Source organism: Kitasatospora sp. NPDC002551, from assembly GCF_040296005.1.
Classification (GTDB): domain Bacteria; phylum Actinomycetota; class Actinomycetes; order Streptomycetales; family Streptomycetaceae; genus Kitasatospora.
In genome coordinates this window covers 1-17,375 of the sequence record NZ_JBEOWI010000076.1, presented here as the reverse complement: position 1 = coordinate 17,375, position 17,375 = coordinate 1, and the positions used below count along the sequence as shown (strand labels likewise).

The 17,375-nt window shown below is 73.3% G+C and carries 16 protein-coding genes; 7 read left to right on the top strand and 9 right to left on the bottom strand.

Features of this window, described 5'->3' with window-relative positions; translation table 11 throughout:
• The first annotated feature begins 83 nt into the window (after positions 1 to 83).
• Positions 84 to 2,204, top strand: coding sequence for a hypothetical protein (locus ABT093_RS36720; protein ID WP_350571710.1), 2,121 nt, complete (start codon positions 84 to 86; stop codon positions 2,202 to 2,204).
• Positions 2,205 to 2,264: 60 nt separating this feature from the next.
• Here the strand turns inward: ABT093_RS36720 and ABT093_RS36715 are convergent, their stop codons facing one another.
• On the bottom strand, positions 2,265 to 3,182 hold the full coding sequence (locus ABT093_RS36715) for a hypothetical protein (protein ID WP_350571709.1): 918 nt from the start codon (positions 3,180 to 3,182) through the stop codon (positions 2,265 to 2,267).
• Positions 3,183 to 3,696: 514 nt separating this feature from the next.
• On the opposite strand from ABT093_RS36715, the gene ABT093_RS36710 reads away from it, so the two are divergent.
• Positions 3,697 to 3,951 carry a DUF397 domain-containing protein gene (locus tag ABT093_RS36710; RefSeq protein ID WP_350571708.1) on the top strand — a complete coding sequence of 85 codons (255 nt, stop codon included), beginning with the start codon at positions 3,697 to 3,699 and terminating at the stop codon, positions 3,949 to 3,951.
• A gap of 386 nt (positions 3,952 to 4,337) precedes the next feature.
• On the opposite strand, the gene ABT093_RS36705 is transcribed toward ABT093_RS36710, so the two are convergent.
• Positions 4,338 to 4,865 carry an ATP-binding protein gene (locus tag ABT093_RS36705; RefSeq protein WP_350571706.1) on the bottom strand — a complete coding sequence of 176 codons (528 nt, stop codon included), beginning with the start codon at positions 4,863 to 4,865 and terminating at the stop codon, positions 4,338 to 4,340.
• Between the two features lie 415 nt (positions 4,866 to 5,280).
• Here ABT093_RS36705 and ABT093_RS36700 point away from each other — a divergent pair, with 415 nt between their 5' ends.
• Positions 5,281 to 6,147, top strand: a complete 867-nt coding sequence (locus ABT093_RS36700) for a Sco1979 family transcriptional regulator (protein WP_350571705.1) — start codon at positions 5,281 to 5,283, stop codon at positions 6,145 to 6,147.
• 76 nt (positions 6,148 to 6,223) lie between these two features.
• Here ABT093_RS36700 and ABT093_RS36695 read toward each other — a convergent pair whose 3' ends face one another.
• Complete coding sequence (locus tag ABT093_RS36695) at positions 6,224 to 6,829, bottom strand: TetR/AcrR family transcriptional regulator (protein ID WP_350571703.1); 606 nt, start codon at positions 6,827 to 6,829, stop codon at positions 6,224 to 6,226.
• 245 nt (positions 6,830 to 7,074) lie between these two features.
• Positions 7,075 to 8,598 (bottom strand): MFS transporter, encoded by a 1,524-nt coding sequence (locus ABT093_RS36690; RefSeq protein WP_350571701.1) that lies wholly within the window; start codon positions 8,596 to 8,598, stop codon positions 7,075 to 7,077.
• An 88-nt stretch (positions 8,599 to 8,686) separates the two neighbouring features.
• Here ABT093_RS36690 and ABT093_RS36685 point away from each other — a divergent pair, with 88 nt between their 5' ends.
• On the top strand, positions 8,687 to 9,118 hold the full coding sequence (locus tag ABT093_RS36685; protein WP_350571699.1) for a MarR family winged helix-turn-helix transcriptional regulator: 432 nt from the start codon (positions 8,687 to 8,689) through the stop codon (positions 9,116 to 9,118).
• A gap of 63 nt (positions 9,119 to 9,181) precedes the next feature.
• Here the strand turns inward: ABT093_RS36685 and ABT093_RS36680 are convergent, their stop codons facing one another.
• From ABT093_RS36680 to ABT093_RS36660, 5 genes are all read right to left on the bottom strand, one after another.
• Complete coding sequence (locus tag ABT093_RS36680; RefSeq protein WP_350571697.1) at positions 9,182 to 10,144, bottom strand: M56 family metallopeptidase; 963 nt, start codon at positions 10,142 to 10,144, stop codon at positions 9,182 to 9,184.
• A 154-nt stretch (positions 10,145 to 10,298) separates the two neighbouring features.
• Positions 10,299 to 10,862 (bottom strand): DUF5134 domain-containing protein, encoded by a 564-nt coding sequence (locus tag ABT093_RS36675; protein WP_350571695.1) that lies wholly within the window; start codon positions 10,860 to 10,862, stop codon positions 10,299 to 10,301.
• 159 nt (positions 10,863 to 11,021) lie between these two features.
• Entirely contained in the window at positions 11,022 to 11,798 is a 777-nt protein-coding gene (locus tag ABT093_RS36670; RefSeq protein WP_350571693.1) for an amino acid ABC transporter ATP-binding protein, read from the bottom strand.
• Positions 11,795 to 12,712, bottom strand: a complete 918-nt coding sequence (locus ABT093_RS36665; RefSeq protein ID WP_502884396.1) for an amino acid ABC transporter permease — start codon at positions 12,710 to 12,712, stop codon at positions 11,795 to 11,797. The genes ABT093_RS36670 and ABT093_RS36665 overlap by 4 nt, the downstream gene beginning before the upstream one ends.
• Positions 12,709 to 13,581, bottom strand: coding sequence for an ABC transporter substrate-binding protein (locus ABT093_RS36660; RefSeq protein WP_350571692.1), 873 nt, complete (start codon positions 13,579 to 13,581; stop codon positions 12,709 to 12,711). The genes ABT093_RS36665 and ABT093_RS36660 overlap by 4 nt, the downstream gene beginning before the upstream one ends.
• 263 nt (positions 13,582 to 13,844) lie before the next feature.
• Here ABT093_RS36660 and ABT093_RS36655 point away from each other — a divergent pair, with 263 nt between their 5' ends.
• Genes ABT093_RS36655 through ABT093_RS36645 form a run of 3 tightly spaced genes read left to right on the top strand, consistent with a single transcriptional unit; the run spans position 13,845 to position 17,091 of the window.
• The gene (locus ABT093_RS36655) at positions 13,845 to 15,245 is read left to right on the top strand and encodes a DUF6421 family protein (RefSeq protein WP_350571691.1); all 1,401 of its coding nucleotides are present in this window, start codon (positions 13,845 to 13,847) and stop codon (positions 15,243 to 15,245) included.
• Positions 15,242 to 16,000 (top strand): SDR family NAD(P)-dependent oxidoreductase, encoded by a 759-nt coding sequence (locus ABT093_RS36650; RefSeq protein WP_350571690.1) that lies wholly within the window; start codon positions 15,242 to 15,244, stop codon positions 15,998 to 16,000. The genes ABT093_RS36655 and ABT093_RS36650 overlap by 4 nt, the downstream gene beginning before the upstream one ends.
• Positions 15,997 to 17,091: a threonine aldolase family protein gene (locus ABT093_RS36645; protein WP_350571729.1), complete on the top strand. Its 1,095-nt coding sequence runs from the start codon at positions 15,997 to 15,999 to the stop codon at positions 17,089 to 17,091. The genes ABT093_RS36650 and ABT093_RS36645 overlap by 4 nt, the downstream gene beginning before the upstream one ends.
• Positions 17,092 to 17,375: the final 284 nt, after the last annotated feature.

Below are 17,375 nucleotides of genomic sequence, written 5' to 3'. Positions count from 1 at the left end.
GTCCGGCCGCCCGGCCACGCGGAGCGCATCGCCGGGCAAAGCACCGCAGAGCGGACATCCCGACCGAACCGTCCCGAACTCACTTGACCCGCCGGGCACTACTGCGCTGGCTGGCCGTCGGCACCGCCTTCGCGGCGATCAGCGGCGAGGAGATCCTGCGCCGCTCGCTGACCGGAGAGACCCGGTTGGTCACCCCGGCCGCGGTCATCGGGACCACCCCGACCGAGGCCGCCGGCCCGATGGGCTCCGACGGCGGCCACGGCGCCGCCCCGCCGGACGGCACCGGCCCCCCGGGTACCGGCGCCCCCGAGCAGCCCGCCCCCGCGCCCACCGTCGACCAGGGCGGCCGCCGCTGGTCCGACCGGGCCGGCTGGGGCGGCAGCCCGCCGGGACCGCGCAGCGCGGTGCGGATCACCGACCGGGTCCTGCTCGACACCGACGCCGAGGTCGGCTCCCTGCTGGTCGAGCCGGGCGGCGCGCTCACCTTCGCCGCCGACCGCACCGTCACCCTCGCCGCCGCCGGCAACGTCGAGGTCCGCGGCGCCCTGGCCCTCGCCCCCGACGGCGGCCACGTCCACACCCTGCGCTTCCCCGGCGTCGACGAGAAGCGGTTCCAGGGCGACGGCATGAAGGTGGTCGACACCGACGTCGGCCTCTGGGTCACCGGCGCCGGCTACCTGCGGCTGGACGGCGCCGCCAAGACCGCCTGGGTCCGCGCCGACCGCGAGCTCGGGGCCGGCGACACGGTCGTCAACCTCACCTCCCCGCCGGCCGGCTGGCTGCCCGGCGACGAACTCGCCGTCACCCCGACCGGCCCGCCCGACCAGGAGGGTTTCGCCGCCGGCTACGACCTCGTCACCATCCGGTCCGTCAGCGGAACCACCGTCACCCTGGACGCCCCGCTGCGGTACGCCCACCCCCGGGTCGCCGCCGGAGGGGGCGTCACCGTCGGCGCCGAGGTGCTCAACCTGACCCGCAGCGTCCGGGTCGAGGGCACCGCCTGGGGCCGCACCCACGTCCACCTCACCAGCTCCCGCCGGGCCGACGTGCGGCACGCCGCGCTGCGCTGGGTCGGCCCGCGCGCCGACACCAGGGAGACCTGGAAGGGACCGGACGGCACCGCCCCGGTCACCGCGCCGGTGCTCGGCCGGTACGGACTGCACTTCCACCGGCTCGGCGACGCCACCCGCGGCACCGTCGTCGAGGGCGTGGTGGTCCGCGACGCCGGCAGCCACGCGTACGTCCCGCACGCCAGCCACGGCATCACCTTCCGCAGCTGCATCAGCCACGAGACCTGGGAGGACGCCTACTGGTGGGACGGTCCGCTGGACACCCGCACCCCCCAGCAGCCGTCCGACGACATCGTCTACGAGTCCTGCGTCGCCTCCCGCACCCTGCTCGAACCCAACCCCCGGGCCTACCGGCTGACCGGCTTCAACCTCGGCGCGGGCACCGGCGGCAAGGCGCTGGACTGCGTGGCGGTCGGCGTGCAGGGGGCGAACGGCGCCTCCGGCTTCGAGTGGCCGGAGAACAGCGAGGGCGTCTGGACCTTTCAGCGCTGCCTGGCCCACAACAACCTGCAGGACGGCATCTTCGTCTGGCTCAACGCCAAGCAGCACCACGTGGTCACCGAGTTCGCCGCGTACCACAACGGCGGCTGGGGCATCGAGCACGGCGCCTACCTCAACGACTTCGACTACACCGCGAGCGTGCTGTACGGCAACGCGGGCGGGGGAGTGGCGCTGCACTCGCTCGGCCGCGACCGGGGCACCGTCTTCGACGGGCTGCTGATCGACGCGGCCGGGAAGAGCGACTTCGCGGTCTCCACCGCGCGGCACGAACTCGCCGGGGAGTCGGTCACCTTCGGCCGCTGCCGGTTCACCGGCTACCGCCGGGCCGGGATCGCCTTCCGCGCCGGGGCCGACGGCAAGCCGGACGACGTGCTGGTGCTGGACTGCGAGTTCGGCGGCAACGAGCTGTGGCTGGACCCGCAGGCCGGTCCGCCCAAGAACGTCCTGCTGCGCCGGGCCGGGTCCACCGAGGTGCTCCAGGTGCGCCGGGCGGGCGAGGAGGGCACCGCCCAGCCGCAGTGGAACGCCGCCGCGGCCGCGGTGCCCACGCTGGCCGGCCAGTCGCGGCCGGTGCAGGTGCCCGCGCTGAAGCTGAAGGACGCCGCCGCGCCCACCACCCGGGTGGGCCGGTAGGGAACGCGAGGAGGGCCCGGGGCGGTGCGTCCGTTCCGGGCCCTTCCGCGTGACGGGGTGCTACTGGGCGGCGTGCCGCCCGCCGGCGCGCGTGCCGTCGGCCTCGTCGGCGTCCGACTCGTCGGCCCCGGCCTCGGGGGCGACGGCCGGCAGCGCGGCCAGGTAGGTGGAGGCGAGCAGCTGGCCCACCGCCTGGTACGCGCCCAGCGGCGCGGCCGACGGGCAGCCGGACTCCTCGGCGGCCGTGGCGAGCAGCTCGGCGTCCGCCTCCGGGCCGATCACCAGCGGGGCCAGCGCCGGGTTCTGGGCGCCCATCTCCTTGAGGTGGGCGACGGCGTCGGCGACGGAGCCGGGCAGGTCCAGCGCGGCGGCGACCACCGGCACGGCGAGCCGGGCGGCCAGCAGCATGCCGGTGATGCCGGCGGCGTCGGCCGCGGCCTGCCCGCCGACGGTGGTGAGCACCACGCCGTCGGCGGCGGTCGCGATGGCGAACAGCCGGGCGCGGTCGGCACGGGCCAGCCCGGCCTCGGAGAGGCGGACGTGGACGCCCTCGGCGAGCAGCGGGTGCGGGCCCAGCGCGTCGGTGACGGGGGCGCCGTACTCGGCGGCGAGCCGGTGCAGTTCGGGCAGGAAGTCGTGCGGGCCGGGCACCAGCGGCACCACGACCGGCGCGGGCAGGCCGGCCTCGGCCGCCTCGGCCAGCAGTTCGGCGACGGTGCGCTCACCGCTCGCCCCGCCGTCACCGGAGGGGAGGTAGCCGGCGGCGGTCCGCACGCCGTTCTGCTCGCTGCGGACGATGGACAGCAGCTCCTCGACGACGGGCCGGGATTCCGGCCCGGCGGCCGCGGGGACGGCGAGCAGCAGGGCCGGGGAACCGGCCGGGATCTCGGGGCGCTCGGGACGGCGGTGGCGCCCCCGCGCACGGGAGCCTGGAGTGCGGACGGGCAGTGGCGCGCCCGGGATGGCTGCGGTGCTCATGGCGGAGATCGTAGGACATCGGTCCGCCCGGCCCGCAGTCGGCTGCCGAACCGGGCGGGGAGGCCGCGGGGAAATGCGGACATAACCGGCCCCCGGGCGGCAGTTCTCCCGGTACCCGCTCAGATGCGCCGGAAGGGGAACCGCGTTGCCGCTCCCGCGCGTGAGATGTCTCACAGCGCGCGGGCGGCCTGACGGAGGGTCACGAAAGGGCGACTCCCGGCGTTCGAAGATCAACAATCGGCGGGTGTTCGCCTACGGGCGGTTAGCGACGGCTTGCCGATTCAGTCGGCTATGTCCGCTTACGTACGGTCGGGGGAGTGCCTCGTGAAGAGTTCCGTTTCGGTGTCGAAAAGGCCGTGCACCTGCAACGTCCCGTGCTGATGCACGTGCACTGGAGCTATCATCACGTCAAGTGAGGCGTTGTGCCGGGCCGGTACGGGGCCGGCCCGTGCGTTCGGCCGGGGCCGGGGCGCCGAGCTGAACGACCCACTCCGGAGCTCTTCGGGAGATTTCTATGCACGACACGCACGACAGGTACGACACGTACAACGGGATGGCTGCCACCGACCTCGAGGGCGTGGTCTGGCAGAAGAGCCTGCACAGCAACTCCCAGGGCAACTGCGTCGAGTTCGCCGCCCTCCCGGGGGGCGAGGTGGCGATGCGCAACTCCCGCTTCCCGGACGGTCCGGCGCTCATCTACACCCGGGCCGAGATCGCCGCACTGCTCCTGGGGGCGAAGGACGGGGAGTTCGACCACCTGGCGGTCTGACCGGCCGCCGGCTTCACCATTCGGGGGGCCGTCGTGGGTGCTGACACCACGACGGCCTTTGTCTTGTCCGGGATCCTCGCCCGGGCTCCTCGTCGGGAGTCGCGGAGTCGCGGAGCCCGTCGTCCGGAACCCTTCCGCGGACCGCCGTCGGGCGGCCCTGCCCGGGACCGGTCCCGGGATGCGCCGGGGATGCGCCGGGGAAGCGCCACGGTTCCCGCCCGCCGCTCTGCCGAGCCGCCGCACGCGGATCGGAGGAGCCGCCACCGCCGGGGGCTGCCGGTGCCCGCTGCCCGAGGGCCGCCGGTCGCCGCTGCCGGGGTGTCGTTCGCCGTGCTGTGGTGGTCGCGCGGGGCCGTTCCGCCGCACGCGGGTCCGCCGGGTGCCGATCAGGCCGAGCGCCGGTGCCGTCCGCCGAACTCCGCCACCGGGGCGGGCGCCGGACGCTGCGCCTCCTGCGCCTCGAACAGGGCCCAGACGACCTTGCCGCCGCCCAGCGGATGCCAGCCCCAGGAGCGGCTGAACGAGTCCACCAGGTGCAGGCCGCGTCCGGACTCCGCCACGAAGTCCGCCTCCCGGGCCACCGGTCCGATGCTGCTCGGATCGCTCACCGCGCAGACCACCTGGGGCGCGCGGTGCACGAGGCTTATTCGGATCGGCAGCCGGCTCTCGGCCGCCGGTTGCGTGGGAAAGTCGTAGTCGTCCGCCGCGGTGGGACACGCGCCGATCGCGTGCCGCAGCGCGTTGGTCACCAGCTCCGATGCCACCAGCGCGACGTCGTCGAAGAGCTCGTCCAGGCCCCAGCGCCGCAGGGCGGTTCTGGCGAAGTCGCGCGCGGTTCTGACGGCCTCATAGCGGGGGGCGAGCGTACAGGTGACCACATGGGGGTCGACTGCCAAAGCCGTTCCGGTGCTCATGAAGAGCTCCTCCCATAAGGGGGCGGACACGGCTGGACCCGCCGGGGTCATGCCGGTCACCTCCGACTCGCTCGGCCGCGCGGCCGCCCCCTCGACCAGGCGCGCGCGCACGAGGGCCCGGAGGCGCGGGGGCGCTGCCGGGCCGGTGCACGGAATCGCGCGTGGGGTCGACGCGGAGCCCGCGGGATTGCCAGGGATGTGCAGGTGCACGTGCACCATCGTGCTCTGCGCTCACTGCAGATGCAAGAGTCGATTCACGTGCAGTCGTTCAAATGGCATATGCAAGCGCCGGATGCACGTGCATCCTGGTGTGCGGAGTGCAGAACTGATAGGAACATCCGTCAGTATCGGCACCGTGAGCGCTCAACTGATGGCAGACTGTGCGCTGTTTGCCCTAGGTGGAGGTTAGGACCGCATGACCACAGTTCAGCCGGGCGGCGGCTCGATGGTCCGCCGGATCCTCCTCGGCTCCCAGCTGCGCCGGCTCCGCGAGACGCGTGGCATCACCCGCGAGGATGCGGGCTACGCGATCCGGGCCTCCGAGTCCAAGATCAGCCGCATGGAACTCGGCCGGGTCAGCTTCAAGGAACGTGACGTCGCCGACCTGCTCAGCCTCTACGGCGTGGACGACGGCCTCGAACGCGAGGCGCTGCTCGGCCTGGTCCGCGAGGCGAACAAGTCGGGCTGGTGGCACAGCTTCAACGACGTCCTGCCGGGCTGGTTCCAGACCTACGTCGGCCTGGAGGAGGCCGCTGCCCTGATCCGTACCTACGAGGTCCAGTTCGTCCCCGGCCTGCTCCAGTCCGAGGAGTACGCACGGGCGGTTTTCGGCCAGAGTCGGCCGGTGATCAGCGAGGAGGAGGTGGAGCGCAGGGTCAGCCTGCGCATGCGCCGCCAGAAGCTGCTCACCGAGGGCAACAGCCCGCGGCTCTGGGCGGTCATCGACGAGGCCGCGCTGCGCCGACCGGTGGGCGGGCCCCAGGTGATGCGGGGCCAGGTCCAGTACCTGATCGACGCCGCCGAGCAGGCCAACGTCGTCATCCAGGTCATGCCCTTCCGCTTCGGCGCGCACGCGGGCGAGTCCGGTGCGTTCACCATCCTGCGCTTCCCCGAGCAGGACCTCGCCGACGTGGTCTACCTGGAGCAGCTGACCAGCGCGCTGTACCTGGACAAGCGCGACGACGTGGACGCCTACATCCAGGTCATGGAGCGGCTCTGCGTGGACAGTCTCACGCCCGAGCGCACCATCGACCTGCTGGCCTCGATCCTGAAGGAGCGCTGAGCGGGAGCCGGGAGGCGGCCGGGGAACCGGGAGCCGACCGGAGCACGGCACGGGGACGGCCGCCGGCCGCCGCGGGTCAGCCGCGGGCCGGCGGCCGTTCCCGTTCCGGCGGGAGCGGCTGCGGCGGGCGGCCCAGCTGCCAGGGCAGGCCGTAGCGGCCGAACAGGTCGGCGCGGATCGGGGCCAGCGGCAGCTCCGCCCCGGGCAGCAGCACGCCTATGCACCCGCCCATCAGCGCGCTGCGCAGCACCGCGTGCTCGGCCACCGGGTCCGGCGCCCCCCAGTCGCGCAGCAGTCCCTGGAGGATGGCGCCGAGGCGCTGCTGCTCCGGGTCCTGGACGAATGCGCCGGTGTCCGGGTCGAGGATCAGCGCGAGGTGCGAGCGCATCACCCGCGGGTGGTCCATGGCCAGTCCGAGTACCGCGTCGATGGCCCGGGCCAGCCGGGCCTCCGGGCCCGCGTCGGGGGCCAGCTCGTCGAGCGCGGCGGAGAGCGCCTGGTGCATCATCCGGTGGGTCGCGGACTGCATCAGCAGCCGTTTGCCGTCGAAGTAGTAGGACAGCAGCCCGCGGGCGAGCCCGGCCCGCTCGGCGATGTCGGTCAGCGTGGTGCCGGCGTATCCGCGCTGGTCGACCAGCTCGACGGTGGCCCGCATGATGCGTCGCCGGGAGCGCTGGCGCATCTCCTCATTGACCGAATCCCCGCGAGGTGCCATCGTGTCTGCTCCGTACGTTCGTTGGCTGGCGGCCAATATACTGGCCGGGCCGGCGGGCGAACCGCGGCGGCCGGCCCTTGGCCGGGCGGCCCGGTTCGGTTCGTACGGTGGCGCCGGCCCTACCAACACGGGGGTTTGGTAGAGCCGGCGCCCTGCCCGACGGAGAGGGCCGAACCCGGATCGGGGCCCTGCCGTCGTCCAGCGTTCGTGGGTCAGCGCTTGCTGAGGATCTCACCGCGCTGCTCTGCCAGGTCTTCCCGGCTGACTGACTGATAATCATAGTCCGGCACGGACGGCGGAGTTGCCTTCTTCCGCCGGTCGACCACGGCGCCGCCCACGGCGATCACCAGTCCGACCAGTGCGACCCCGGTGACGAAGAGCAGCGCGGGCCGGTAGCCGTCCAGCTGGGCCTGGGCGCTGGTGCCGCCGCCGTTGCCCGCGGTGATGATCGCGGTGGCGCCGGCCAGCACCACCGCGGTGCCCACCTGGATCGCGGTGTTCACCAGCCCGGAGGCGAGCCCCTGCTCCTCGTCGGCCACCCCGTCGGTGGCGGCGATGTTCACCGAGGGGAAGGCCAGTGCGAAGCCGACGCCGAGCAGCACGATCGACGGGAGCACCAGCGCCGGGTAGGAGCTGTGCTCGTCCAGCCGCAGGAACAGGGCGAACGCACCGACCAGGGCCAGCAGGCCGATCGGCAGCAGGCGGCCGGTGCCGAAGCGGTCCACCACCGGCCCCATGAAGGGCGCCGAGAGGGCGATCATCGCACCGGCCGGGAGCAGTCCGAGCGCCATCGCCAGGGCCGACCAGCCGAGCAGGTCCTGCAGGTAGAGGGTGACCACGAACTGGAAGCCGCCGTACGCGCCGGCCATCGCGAAGGCGATCACGTTGGCGCGGGCGACCGCGCCGTTGCGGAAGATGCCGAGCCTCACCAGCGGGTGCGCGGTGCGGCTCTCGACCACGAGGAAGGCCGCGACGAGCAGTACCACGACGGCGAGCGAGCCCAGGGTGCGCGGGCTGAGCCAGCCCGCGCCCTGCGCCTCGGTGGCGGTGAAGACCAGCAGCAGGACGGAGGCGGTGCCGGTGATCGCGCCGAGCACGTCGTAGCGGCCGTGCGCCTTCTCCTCGGTCGGGCGGGGGAGCAGCCGGACGGCGAAGACCAGCGCGATCAGCGCGATCGGGACCGGCATCAGGAAGGTCCAGCGCCAGCCCACCGAGGTGAGCAGCCCGCTGAGCACCAGGCCCAGCGAGAAGCCGCTGGCGCCGCAGGTGGTGTAGATCGACAGCGCCCGGTTGCGGGCCGGGCCCTCGGGGAACGTCGTGGTGATGATCGACAGGCCGGCCGGCGCGGTGAAGGCGGCCGCGACGCCCTTGAGGAAGCGGGCGGCGATCAGCAGTCCGCCGTCGTCGACCAGGCCGCCGAGCAGGGAGGCGCCGGCGAAGACGGCGAGCGCGGCGAGGAAGACCCGGCGGCGGCCGAGCAGGTCGGCGGTGCGGCCGCCGAGCAGCAGCAGGCCGCCGTAGCCGAGCACGTAGCCGGAGACCACCCACTGCAGGGTGGAGGTCGACAGGTGCAGTTCGGAGCCGATGGACGGCAGGGCGATGCCCACCATCGAGACGTCCAGGGCGTCCAGGAAGAGCGCGGCGCAGAGCACGATCAGGGTGCCCCAGAGGCGGGGGGTCCAGTGGCCCCCGGCGGATGACGGTGCGTCAGGAGTCGTGGCGGTCGCTGTGGTCATGGCGCAAGAGACTACATGCACATGCATTCAATGCAAGTGAATAAGATGTTAACGCATAAGTTGTGGACGCCTGTGATACCCTGGCGCGGTGGCTGAACTCGACTCCCCGGCGGAGGCAGGTCTGGTCGCCCAGTGGCGCGACCTGCTGGCCCGCCATGCCCAGACCGCCTGCCTGCTCGACCGCGAGCTGGGCGAGAAGCACGGCCTGGGCATGAGCGAGTTCGAAGTGCTGGAGCGCCTCGTCGAGGGCTGTGACGGCACCGGCGGCGGGCTGCGGGTCCAGGAACTCGCCCCCACCGTGCACCTCAGCCAGAGCGCGCTCTCCCGGCTGATCGGCCGCCTGGAGAAGGCCGGACTGGTCACCCGGGCGATGTGCTCGGACGACCGGCGGGGCATCAAGGTCGCGGTGACCGAGGAGGGCCACCGGCGCTACACCGAGGCGCGCCCGCTGCACCGCGAGGTGCTCTCGCTCACCCTGGCCGACGACCCGGTGCCCGCCTGCGGGCCGATCCCGGACTGACCCCCGTCAACACGCGGACGTGACCGGCCGGTTCGCCGCTGTGGTTTGCGCGGCCCGGCCGGTTCAGCGCAGGGCGAGCAGCCCCGGCGCGGCGGCCAGCACGACGACCGCGGCGGGCGCCGCCAGGGCGACCAGGGTCAGCCGCAGCCGGTTGGGCACGGACAGCCGGGGCCGCCCCGCCAGCAGCCGGTCCACCCGCTTCGGGGACTGCGCCAGCCCGGGCGGGCAGGAACCGAAGACCCCGCGCTCCAGATTGACCCCGGCCAGCGCCAGGGCCGTGGTGTGCCGCCCGTGCCGGCGCGCGGCCCGGTCGTCCGCCGCCAGCTCCACCAGCTCGCCCACCTGGTCCCGGAACGCGCTGAACACCCCGACGCCGGGGAATCCGGAGGCGAGCGCCTGGGCGCCCTGCGCCAGCCAGTGGTGCCGGGCCCGGACGTGCCCGCGCTCGTGGCTGAGAACCGCCGCCAGCTCCCGGGCGGTCAGCTTCCGCATCGCCCCGGTGGTCACCACCAGCCGGGACTCGTGCCCCGGCAGCGACCACGCCTCCGGGCGGACGTTCTCCAGCACCACCAGCCGCTCCCGGCGGGGCCGCGCGCCCCGGCCCGAGGCCGGCTCGATCGACTCCGGCAGCGGTGGCGACAGCTCGGCGAGCCGGGCGTGCCGGCGGGCGCGCAGCGCCTTCGCCGTCCGGACCTCGCGGGTCAGCGCGAACACCGTCTGCAGGCCGCCCGCCGCCAGCACCGCCGCGCACAACCGGCCCCAGCCCTCGGCGTTGTGCAGCCCGTACGCGGCCTCCACCCCGTTCGGCGCGCAGGAGAACAGCACCTCGCGCAGCGCGGGCAGGGCGGCCATCGCGGCCAGCACCAGGCTCAGCGCGCAGCACAGCAGCACGGCCACCACCAGGCACTGCCAGACCAGCAGGGCCAGCACCGGTTCGCGTTCCACCCAGCGCGCCCGGGTCAGCAACCGGGGAGCCGTGGTGGCGAGCAGCAGTCCGAGCAGCAGCAGGCCGAGCAGGGCCGTCATGGCATGGGCTCCCCGAGGACGCACGGAGCGCGACAAGCGCGCTTCCCGCCAACTTATGCGCTACCGGAGCGGGGTGGTACGGGTTTCGGCCACCCAGTGACCAACGCCACGGCCGTTCGGCGGCGCGGCGGGTTCCCTCGGCGCCGCGCGGCGGCTACATGGTCAGGAGCATGGCGAACATGCCGATGACCACCGACAGCCGGCAGGCCCGGGGCAGCCCGGCCGAGGCCACCGGCACCGCGCCGGCGGACCCGCTCAGCAGCCGGCTGCCGGACCACAGGGCGTACCCGCCGAAGTAGGCCAGCAGCGCGCCGGTCAGGGCCGGCGAGCCCCCCGTCGCGTGGTGTCCGGCGTGGCCCTGTCCGGCCGTCATCGCCAGTGCCATGTAGGTCATCGCCAGCGCGCCGACCGCGTGGTGCAGCCGGTGCGCGCGCCGGGCCGGACGGCGCAGGGCCGCCAGCAGCAGGAGCACCGCGGGCGGGCCGTACACCCAGGCCCACACCTCGCCCGGCACGGCCGTCCCGGTCACCGCCATGGCCGCCATCCCGCAGCCCATCAGCCCCTCGGCGAGGTCGGACTCGTGGGCGCGCAGCCGCCGCGGCCGGGCCGCTTCCCCGGCCGGGGCGCACGGGGCGCGGCGCAGCCGGGAGAGGCAGTAGCCCCCGGAGGCCGCGGTGAGGACGGCGAGCAGCCAGCTGACCAGGCTCGGACCGTGCAACGGCGGCCTCCCGGGCGGCGTGGGCGGGCGTCCCGTCCCACGATCCCGGCCGGCCGCCGCCCGTAGCAGGGCGCGTACGGGGGCGCGCGGGGGCGCACGGGTGTGACCGCCATGGTGCGACGGGCCGTCAGCGCCGCCCTGTCGCACCTGCCGGGGTGCCTAGCGGGCGAGCCGGCCCGAGGCGATCACCCGGCTCAGGAACCGCCGGGTCCGCTCCTGCCGGGGCGCCCCGAACAGCTGCTCGGGCGGCCCCTGTTCGAGTACCACCCCGGCGTCCAGGAAGCACACCTGGTCGGCGACCTCGCGGGCGAACCCCATCTCGTGCGTGGCGAGCAGCATCGTCATGCCCTGCTCCTTGAGGTCCCGCACCACCGCAAGCACCTCGCCGACCAGCTCGGGGTCGAGCGCGGCGGTGATCTCGTCGAGCAGCAGCAGCCGGGGCCCGGTGGCCAGCGCCCGGACGATCGCCACCCGCTGCTGCTGTCCGCCGGAGAGCCGGTCCGGGTACTCCCGCGCCTTCGCCGCCAGCCCGAGCCGCTCCAGCAGCTCCAGCGCCCGCTCGCGCGCCTCGCCGCGCGCCACGCCGTGCACCCGGCGCGGGGCGAGCGTCACGTTCTCCAGCACCGTCAGATGCGGGAAGAGGTTGTACGCCTGGAACACCACGCCGATCCGCCGCCGGACGGCGTCCTCGTCGACCCGCGGGTCGGTGATCTCCACGCCGTCCAGGAAGACCGCCCCGTCGTCGATCCGCTCCAGCAGGTTGACGCACCGCAGCAGCGTCGACTTGCCGGAGCCGGACGCCCCGATCAGCGCCGTCACCGAGTGCTCGGGGACGGTGAGGTGGACCTCGCGGAGCACCGGCGGGCCGGCCCCGAAGCCCTTGCGCACGGCCTCCAGCCGCAGGACCGGCTCGGTGCGGGCGGGATCGGCCGTCACGGCACGCCTCCTTGGTCTCGGCGGTGGCTCATCCGGGTGGTCAGCCAGCCGGTGAACCGTGTCAGCGGGATGGTCAGCAGCACGAAGACCAGCGCCGCCACCAGGTACGGGGTGGAGTTGAACGAGCGGCCGTTGATGATCTTCGCCGCGTAGACCGCGTCGATCACCCCGCCGATCGACACCAGACCGGTGTCCTTCTGCAGGCTGACCAGGTTGTTGAGCAGCGGCGGCACCACCCGGCGCACCGCCTGCGGCAGCACCACGAACCGCATCGCCTGGGGGTGCGACAGCCCCAGCGAGCGGGCGGCGGCCAGCTGGCCCGGGTGCACCGCCTCGATCCCGGCGCGGAACACCTCGGAGACGTAGGCCGTGTACGTCAGCACCAGCGCCGCGCCGCCCAGCCAGAGCGGGTCGGAGGTCACCCCGGCCAGCCGCAGCGCCGGGACGCCGGTGATCATCACCAGCAGGCAGATGATCATCGGCAGGCCGAGGAAGAAGTCCACGTAGACCGTGGCCAGCAGCCGCACCGGCAGGAACACCGGCCCGCGCAGCGTGCGCAGCATCGCGAGCAGCAGCCCGAGGACGAGGATCAGCGCCCCGCAGACGGCCATCAGCTCCAGGTTGATCCGCAGTCCCTTGAGCACCTCGGGCAGCGCCTGGCGGGCGTACCCGGCGTCGAGGAACGACCGGCGCACGGCCGGCCAGCCGGGCGAGGCGACCACCAGGGCGGTCAGGGCGCCGGCGGTCACCAGGGTGGAGGCGGCGGCGATCAGCGCCGAGCGGCGGGTGCGCCGGCGCCGGTAGGCCTCGTGGGCCAGCCGCCGTGCGGAGGGGCGGTACCCGTCCGGGGCCGCCGCCTTGTCGAGGGGGACGCGCGTGTCCGCCTCGTCGGTGCCCACCTCGTCCGCGCTCACGACAGGACGGGGGCCGCGACGGCGTCGGACAGCCACTCCTTCTCCAGCGCCGCGAGCGTGCCGTCCGCCCGCAGCGCGTCCACCGCGGCGGAGACGCAGCCGGTCAGCCGCGACCCCTTGTCCAGCACCAGACCGAACTGCTCGCCCCCGCCGGACCCGCCCAGCCGGCCCACCACCTGAGCCTCCGTCACCTCCGCGCCGGTGATGTAGAAGGCCGTCGGCAGGTCCACCACCAGCGCCTCGACCTGACCGTTGCGCAGCGCGGCCTTGGCGAGGTCGTTGGAGTCGAAGACGGCCGGCTGGGCCGTCGGCCGGATGGTGTCGGTGATCGCCTGCAGGCTGGTGGTGCCGACCTGCGCGCCGAGCTTGGCCCCCTTGAGGTCGGCCAGGGCGCGGGCCGAGGCGGCCCGGGAGCCCTTCAGCGCGATCACCGCCTGCCGGACGTCGTAGTAGCCGGAGGAGAAGTCCACCGCCTGACGGCGCTCGGCGCTGATCGACACCTGGTTGACGTCGAAGTCGAAGTCCTTGGGGCCGGGGGCGGTCGCCTTGCCGAACGGCGTGACCACCCAGGACACCTTTTCCTTCGGGTAGCCCAGCTTCGCCGCGACCGCGTACGCCACCGCCGACTCGAACCCCTTGCCGTTCTCCGGCCGGTCGTCCGAGAACCAGGGGGCGTAGGCGGGCTTGTCGGTGCCGACGGTGAGCGTGCCCGCCGTCCGGGTGGGCAGCGCGCCGGGCGCGCAGTCCGCGGCGTCGGAGGCCGAAGCGCCGGGGCCGGCGGCGTCCTCCTGGGCGGTGCAGCCGGTGGCCGCGGCCAGCACGGCCCCGGCGAGCAGGACGGCGAGGGCGGAGGTGCGGGGGAGGGGCATGGCGGTGCTCCTGGGCGCGGAGGGGCGGACCGGTCGGGTGGGAAACCTCCCCCGGTGGCGGGGTCCGGACACGCGCGGCATGGTCGCCTTGGGGGGCTTCGTCCGGCCCCGTCCGGAAGGTCCCGTTGACTGTTCACACGCCTGCCACACGTACCCGGGGCGAGGCCCACCGCAGATCCGCCGCCAGGACCCCCCTTGAACAGAAGAACCTTTCGTACTTATGGTGGTCTCGTTGAAAACCCTCCTGTCGAAGTGAGTCCACGATGCAGAATCTTTCGCCAAGGCTCGCTGTGGCGGCCGACGCCCCGGCCCAGAACCTCGCCGAGCACCCGGCCTGGCTGCGACTGAAGGACGCCGTCGAGACCCTGCGCCCGCTGCAGTCCAAGGACGGCTCCATCGACCTGGCCGCCGTGCAGCGCCACACCGTCGACCCGCTGGTCGCCACCGTGCGCGCCGCCGTCGCCGAGCTGGCCCCGCTCTTCCCGCACGACGCCGTCTACCTGGCCGCCGTCGACGCCGACCTGGCCAAGTGGGCCGACACCGGCTACCGGGAGCCCGACTTCCTGGACTCGCTGCTCGCCTTCCAGCCCGCCGACCAGCGCGAGGACGGACTGCAGCACCTGGTCGTCTTCCCGATGTACACGCAGAACGGCAACCCGAACCGCAACCTCGAGGCCGTCCTGCTGAACGTCGTGTGGCCCGAGTGGCTCGCCGAGCTGGAGCGCACCCGCTTCGACAACCCGATGTTCGTGCCGATCACCTTCACCGACTTCACGGCCGGCTACGACACCAACTCCGCCGTCCTCTTCCCCGAGACCGTGGCCGTGCGCAAGGCGCCGGAACGTTTCACCTGGGGCGGCATCTTCTGCGACCGTGAGGCCGCCCGCTTCCGCGTCGTCTCCACCAACGCCGTCGAGCTGCTCGGCCTGGAGATCCCCGCCGACGCCGCGAGCCTGCTGGAGGACCAGGAGCGCTCGCAGCAGACCTTCGTGCTCTGGGACCTCATCCACGACCGGACCCACAGCCACGGCGACCTGCCGTTCGACCCCTTCATGATCAAGCAGCGCAGCCCGTTCTGGATGTACGGCCTGGAGGAGCTCCGCTGCGACCTCACCACCTTCAAGGAGGCGGTGAAGCTGGAGGCCGAGGGCAACGAGCACGCCCGCGACGTCCAGTACGCGATCCTCTTCGACCGCCTCTTCCGCTTCCCGGTCACCGGCGACCGCGTGCGCAACTACGACGGCATGGGCGGCCAGCTGCTCTTCGCCTACCTGCACAAGCACGACGCGCTGCGCTGGCGCGACAACCGCCTCAGCATCGACTGGGACCGCGCCCCGCAGGTCACCAACGAGCTCTGCGCCGAGATCGAGACCCTCTACCGCGACGGCATCGACCGCCCCAAGCCGGCCCACTGGATCGCCGCCTACGAGCTGGTCTCCCGCTACCTCACCCCGCACCCCGCCTCCACCTGGGCGAAGGGCACCGAGGCGCTGCCGTTCGACCTCGCCGACGGCAAGGCGCTCAACAAGGCCCTGTGCGACGCTGTGCTCCCCGACGAGTTCCCGCTGAGCATGTTCTACGAGGCCCTCTCCAAGAAGCTCGGCGGCGTCATCGCCTCCACCGCCGGCATCACCGGCGCCGGCCTGCAGGGAGTTGCCGCGTGACCACCGCACCCAAGGGACCGCTGACCGGCAAGGTCATCGCCGTCGCCGGAGCCAGCGGCCCGGCCGGCCAGGCCGTGCTGCGCCGCCTGGCCGCGGACGGCGCCACCGTCGTGGGCGCCGACATCGACGCCCAGCGCCTGGAGTCCGCGCTCGACTCCGTGCGCGTCGCGGTGCGCGGTGCGCGGATCAGCGGCCAGGTCATCGACCTCCTCGACCCGCAGGAGGTGCACGACTGGGCCGACCACCTGGAGGCCGAGCACGGCCACGTCGACGGCGTCTTCCACCTGGTCGGCGGCTGGCGCGGCAGCAAGACCTTCTTCGACACCCGGATCGACGACTGGGACTTCCTGCACGACACCGTCGTGCGCACCCTCCAGCACACCTCGCTGGCGTTCCAGCCCGCCCTGGTCCGCAGCGAGTCCGGCCGGTACGCGATGATCTCCGCCGCGGGCGCGCACAAGCCCACCGCGGGCGGCGCCGCCTACGCCGCCGCCAAGGCGGCCACCGAGGCCTGGACGCTCGCCATGGCGGACTCCTTCCGCAAGGAGACCACCGCCGAGGACGGCAAGCCCACCGCCGCGGCTGCCATCCTGGTGATCAAGGCGTTGGTCAGTCCCGAGATGCGGGCCGAGAAGCCGGAGGCGAAGTTCGCCGGCTTCACCGACACCGCCGACCTCGCCGCACACCTGGCGGGCCTCTGGGACCGCCCCGCAGAAGAACTGAACGGACAGCACCTGTGGCTGACAGCCCGATGACCGACCTCTCCGCGGCCGACCTCTCCGGCCGCACCGACGCGCAGCGGCGGCACGACCCCGCCGTCCGCGGCTTCGCCAGCGACAACTACGCCGGCGTGCACCCCGAGATCCTCGCGGCGATAGCCCTCGCCAACGGCGGCCACCAGATCGCCTACGGCGAGGACGACTACACCACCCACCTGCAGGACGTCTTCCGTCGCCACTTCGGCGACCAGGCCGAGGCGTACCCCGTCTTCAACGGCACCGGCGCCAACGTCGTCGCCCTGCAGGCCCTGCTCCCGCGCTGGGGCGCGGTGGTCGCCGCCGAGAGCGCCCACATCAACGTGGACGAGGGCGGCGCGCCGGAGAAGATGGGCGGCATCAAGCTGCTCACGGTCCCCACCCCGGACGGCAAGCTCACGCCCGAGCTCATCGACCAGCAGGCCTGGGGCTACGGCGACGAGCACCGCGCGCAGCCGCTCGCGGTCTCGATCACCCAGAGCACCGAGCTCGGCACCCTCTACACCGTGGAGGAGATCCGGGCGATCGTCGACCACGCGCACCAGCTCGGCATGCTGGTCCACGTCGACGGCTCGCGGCTGGCCAACGCCGCGGCCTCGCTCGGCGTCCCGCTGCGCGCCTTCACCACGGACGTGGGCGTCGACGTGCTGTCCTTCGGCGGTACGAAGAACGGTCTGCTGTTCGGCGAGTGCGTGGTCGTGCTCAACCCCGAGAAGGTCCGGAACATCAAGTTCCTGCGCAAGACCTCGATGCAGCTCGCGTCGAAGATGCGCTTCGTCTCGGTCCAGTTCGAGGCGCTGCTCTCCGGCGACCTCTACCTGCGAAACGCCGGCCACGCCAACGCGATGGCCCAGCGCCTGGAGGCGGCGGTGCGGAAGATCGACGGTGTGACCGTCGTCCGCCCGGCGCAGGCCAACGCGGTGTTCGCGATCCTCCCGCGCGAGGTGAGCGAGCGGCTGCAGAAGCGTTACCGCTTCTACTTCTGGAACGAGCACACCGGCGAGGTCCGCTGGATGTGCTCCTTCGACACCACGGAGGCCGACATCGACGCCTTCGCGGCCGCCATCGTCGAGGAGATGGGCCGCGCCTGACGCCGGCTCCGACCGCGGATCGTCCCGTCCTGCGCCAGCAGGGCGGGACGATTTGCATGTGGCGTGCGGTCTCCCCTAGAGTTCCGGAGTCGCCGCGAGAGAGCGGGGACAAGTGGAAAGCGAAGTCGGGTGAATGAAACTCCGGAAAACGGAGCGGAAAACGTCTGATAAGCTGGAAACACGAAAGAGCGAAGCGCCCGGAGGGCCGGTGTGAAAGCCGCCTGATGGAAGCGTCCGTTCCTTGAGAACTCAACAGCGTGCCAAAAGTCAACGCCAGATATGTT

Bases quoted from the DNA above. Each gene is read 5' to 3' on its own strand.
- ABT093_RS36660 (WP_350571692.1), bottom strand. From the start codon at position 13,581: ATGCCCCTCCCCCGCACCTCCGCCCTCGCCGTCCTGCTCGCCGGGGCC.
- ABT093_RS36690 (WP_350571701.1), bottom strand. From the start codon at position 8,598: ATGACCACAGCGACCGCCACGACTCCTGACGCACCGTCATCCGCCGGG.
- ABT093_RS36715 (WP_350571709.1), bottom strand. From the start codon at position 3,182: ATGAGCACCGCAGCCATCCCGGGCGCGCCACTGCCCGTCCGCACTCCA.
- ABT093_RS36700 (WP_350571705.1), top strand. From the start codon at position 5,281: ATGACCACAGTTCAGCCGGGCGGCGGCTCGATGGTCCGCCGGATCCTC.
- ABT093_RS36655 (WP_350571691.1), top strand. From the start codon at position 13,845: ATGCAGAATCTTTCGCCAAGGCTCGCTGTGGCGGCCGACGCCCCGGCC.
- ABT093_RS36645 (WP_350571729.1), top strand. From the start codon at position 15,997: ATGACCGACCTCTCCGCGGCCGACCTCTCCGGCCGCACCGACGCGCAG.
- ABT093_RS36705 (WP_350571706.1), bottom strand. From the start codon at position 4,865: ATGAGCACCGGAACGGCTTTGGCAGTCGACCCCCATGTGGTCACCTGT.
- ABT093_RS36680 (WP_350571697.1), bottom strand. From the start codon at position 10,144: ATGACGGCCCTGCTCGGCCTGCTGCTGCTCGGACTGCTGCTCGCCACC.
- ABT093_RS36695 (WP_350571703.1), bottom strand. From the start codon at position 6,829: ATGCGCCAGCGCTCCCGGCGACGCATCATGCGGGCCACCGTCGAGCTG.
- ABT093_RS36710 (WP_350571708.1), top strand. From the start codon at position 3,697: ATGCACGACACGCACGACAGGTACGACACGTACAACGGGATGGCTGCC.